5 protein-coding genes are annotated in these 3,154 nt (G+C 69.1%); 2 read left to right on the top strand and 3 right to left on the bottom strand.

The features are described 5' to 3' along the window. Positions 1 to 219 precede the first annotated feature (219 nt). Positions 220 to 1,110 (bottom strand): L-serine ammonia-lyase, iron-sulfur-dependent, subunit alpha, encoded by an 891-nt coding sequence (gene sdaAA / locus VIB55_RS20810; protein ID WP_331878592.1) that lies wholly within the window; start codon positions 1,108 to 1,110, stop codon positions 220 to 222. Between the two features lie 95 nt (positions 1,111 to 1,205). Beyond that, on the bottom strand, positions 1,206 to 1,871 hold the full coding sequence (gene sdaAB, locus VIB55_RS20815; RefSeq protein ID WP_331878593.1) for an L-serine ammonia-lyase, iron-sulfur-dependent subunit beta: 666 nt from the start codon (positions 1,869 to 1,871) through the stop codon (positions 1,206 to 1,208). Between the two features lie 145 nt (positions 1,872 to 2,016). On the opposite strand from sdaAB, the gene VIB55_RS20820 reads away from it, so the two are divergent. Both VIB55_RS20820 and VIB55_RS20825 read left to right on the top strand, forming a co-directional pair. Next, positions 2,017 to 2,262 carry a hypothetical protein gene (locus VIB55_RS20820; RefSeq protein ID WP_331878594.1) on the top strand — a complete coding sequence of 82 codons (246 nt, stop codon included), beginning with the start codon at positions 2,017 to 2,019 and terminating at the stop codon, positions 2,260 to 2,262. After that, complete coding sequence (locus VIB55_RS20825; protein ID WP_331878595.1) at positions 2,259 to 2,645, top strand: type II toxin-antitoxin system VapC family toxin; 387 nt, start codon at positions 2,259 to 2,261, stop codon at positions 2,643 to 2,645. Before VIB55_RS20820 ends, VIB55_RS20825 begins: the two co-directional genes overlap by 4 nt. Positions 2,646 to 2,697: 52 nt before the next feature. Here VIB55_RS20825 and VIB55_RS20830 read toward each other — a convergent pair. Beyond that, positions 2,698 to 3,154: DUF2939 domain-containing protein (locus VIB55_RS20830; protein ID WP_331878596.1), on the bottom strand; the 457-nt coding region annotated here is incomplete at its 5' end.

Raw genomic sequence — 3,154 nt, forward strand, 5'->3', positions numbered from 1 at the left:
AACCCCATGGGGGAGAGGAGAATTCGATTGCGCTCCGGCTGGCCTCGCGCACTCGACTGGCTCCCTTCCCCCGCGCCGTTTGCGGGGGAAGGGCTGGGGATGGGGGCCGCCGGCCCGAGCACCGGACTGGTCCGGACGCACCAAACCCGAAGTGTACTCCCTCTCCAACGCTGTTCGGGGAGAGGGTGCACGCGTGTCAGCGCGACCGGGTGAGGGCGCCTAGCTGCTGGCCCCGGACGGGCGCTTGGTGGGACGGATCTGCACCAGCCGCTGCGCCGAGGGAGTGGCGGCCAGGCCGCCCAGTGCCGTTTCGCGATACGCCGCGGGCATCCGGCGGCCCACCTCGCCCATCACGTCGATCACCTCGTCGGCGGAGACGGGAAAATCCAGGTTGGCCATCGCCATCTCCGCGGCGGCAATGGCCTGCATGGCGGCGCTGGCGTTTCTGTAGATGCAGGGGATTTCCACCAGCCCGCCGATGGGGTCGCAGATCAGCCCCAGCATTCCCTGCAGGCAGAGCGCGATGGAGGTGGAAATCTGCTCGTGCGTTCCCCCGTGCAGCCAGGTGACCGCCGCCGCGCCCATCGCCGCCGCGGTGCCGGTCTCCGCCTGGCACCCGCCCTCGGCGCCGGCCAGGGAGGCGCGCTGGGCGATCACCCCGCCCACGCCGCCCGCCACCAGCATGGCGTCGATCAGCCGCTCCTCGCCCATGCCGCCCTCCGCGAACTCGTCCACGGAGATCAGGATGGCCGGCAGCACGCCCGCGGCCCCCGCGGTTGGGGCGGCCACGATCAGCCCCATCGCGGCGTTCACCTCGAGCGTGGAGATTGCGCGGGCCAGGATGGTGGTCACGCGGGGGCCCAGGATGCGCGGGCCATCGTCCCACAGCCGCTTGGAGCGCCCGCCGGTGAGCCCCGAGGCCGAGCGGACCTTGCCCTCCAGCCCTTCGGCGATGGCGCCGCGCATCACCCCCAGCGTCTGGCCGATGCGCGCCCGGATCTTCTCCGGCGCGATCCCCATTTCGGCGGACTCCCGATCCAGCACCACCTGAGGGAGCGGGCGGCCGCTCTGCTCGGCGTCGCGGATCAGCGATTCGATGGATTTGTGCATGAACGGCTACGCGGTACAGGGTTTCGTCTGCCCGTACGTCTGCAAAAACCGCGGCAGCCGTTCCCGGCAGGCGTCACCCGGTCCGCGTCCTGTTTTCACGCGATCTTCGGCACCACGCGCGCCCACCGCAGCCAGGGGAAGGAGCGGATGGCACCCACCGCGGGCTCGCTGATGGGCTCGTCGGCCTCGATGGTCATCAGCGCGTCCTGGTGCCGGCCGGTGCGGTCCACGCGCATGGTGGCCAGGTTCACGTGGTGCCCGGCCAGGACGGTGGCGACGGCGGCGATGGTCCCCGGCTCATCGTGCGCCAGCAGCACCAGGGTGTGATACGACCCGCCCAGCGCCACGGGAAACCCGTCGATCTCCGACACCTCCACGCGACCCCCGCCCAGCGACGCGCCGCGGATCACCAACTCCTCGCCGCCCAGCGTCACGTGGAAGATGGCGGTGTTGGGATGTGCCTCGTCGCCCAGGTCGATTTCCTCGAACTCCCACTGGAGCCCGGCCGCAGTGGCCTCGTCGTAGGCAGCGCGCAGCCGAAGGTCGTCGGGCGCCAGCCCGATCAGCCCGCCGACGATGGCGCGATGGGTTCCGTGCCCCTCGCCCGTCGCGGCGAAGGAGCCGTGCAATTGGATGCGGACGGATTCGGGCATGCCGCCCGCGACGGCGCGCGCGATCAGCCCCAGCCGGCAGGCGCCGGCCGTGTGCGACGAAGACGGCCCCACCATCGTCGGCCCCAGGATGTCGAAGAGAGATACCATGCCAGCCAAGATAAGGACACGATCTTGGCCGGGCCAGATAATACGGTTTGCGCCACCGTCCGGACTGATTTTTTCTGACCACTGGACCGGACGCTCAGGGCATGTTAGCGTAAATGCAACCGGACGATCCGAACGGAGCCGAGCCATGCCGATTACGATCAACGATCCCGAGCTGGAGCAGTTCATCCGCGAACTGGCGGAGGAAACGGAAGTCGACGACGTGGAGGCGATTCGCGCCCTCGTCGTCAAACACCGCGACGTTCAACGCCGGCTGGCGAGCGTCATGGAATGGCTTCGTAACGACGTTTGGCCGCACATCCCGCCAGAGCACCTGGGCAAGCGGATCACGCGTGAAGAGAAGGCGGTGCTTCTCGGGTACGGCCCCGATTGATCGTAGACACCTCGGCGGCGGTCGCCATCATCCTTGGCGAGGCCGGATTCCAGGAATTGGCCGCGCTGCTGCTTGAACGGGCAGACGTGGGGATTGGCACGCCAAGCCTCACCGAATGCGGATTGGTGCTCGCGTCACGGGCGGGGCTCGACTGGCGGACGCTGATGGCGGAGTTCAAGGCGCGCTTCGGCGTGGAGGAAATCCCGTTCACGTCCGTGCACTGGGTGGTGGCGGTGGAAGCGTTCGAGGAATTCGGCAAAGGGCGCCATCCCGCACGGCTGAACTTCGGCGACTGCCTGAGCTACGCTGTGGCGCGGGTGGAGAACCGCCCCTTGCTGTTCGTCGGCAACGACTTCCCGCTGACCGACGTCGGAAAAGCCTGAAGGCCCGCCCGCGGGTTTGCGGACGGGCCTTCGTCTCGCGACGCGAGCCGAGTCAGCGCGTCTGGGCTTCGACGAAGCGCACGCCGGTGAGCTTCCAGTTCAGCCCGTCTCGGCGCATGATCAGCGCGATGCGCTCGTCGCCCGACTCGCGGTCCACGTAGCGCACCTCGAAGCGGCCCATCCCCTCGTATCCCAGCTTCCTCTTCAACTCCTTAGGAACGCCCCGGCGCTGGGCACCGTCTTCGTCGCGCCCGCCGGGCAGGCGGCCGCTGGTGAGCGCGGCGACGCCCGACGGGGTGACGGCCAGGTCCACCACCGGGTTCACCACGCGTCCGGCGAGGATTCCGCCGATGGCGCCCACGCCCGGCAGCCGCGTGCGGTTGGAAAGTTCCCGCGAAACCGCCGTCTTCGCGTTCTCCTTGACGCTGGTGCGCAGGGCGGGGAAGTCGACCAGTTCGTTCATCGCTTCGATGTCCCCACTCTCCGCGGCAGCCTGCAGCTTCTTCAGC

This window comes from Longimicrobium sp. (assembly GCF_036554565.1).
Taxonomy (GTDB): domain Bacteria; phylum Gemmatimonadota; class Gemmatimonadetes; order Longimicrobiales; family Longimicrobiaceae; genus Longimicrobium.

Bases quoted from the DNA above. Each gene is read 5' to 3' on its own strand.
- sdaAA (WP_331878592.1), bottom strand. From the start codon at position 1,110: ATGCACAAATCCATCGAATCGCTGATCCGCGACGCCGAGCAGAGCGGC.
- sdaAB (WP_331878593.1), bottom strand. From the start codon at position 1,871: ATGGTATCTCTCTTCGACATCCTGGGGCCGACGATGGTGGGGCCGTCT.
- VIB55_RS20820 (WP_331878594.1), top strand. From the start codon at position 2,017: ATGCCGATTACGATCAACGATCCCGAGCTGGAGCAGTTCATCCGCGAA.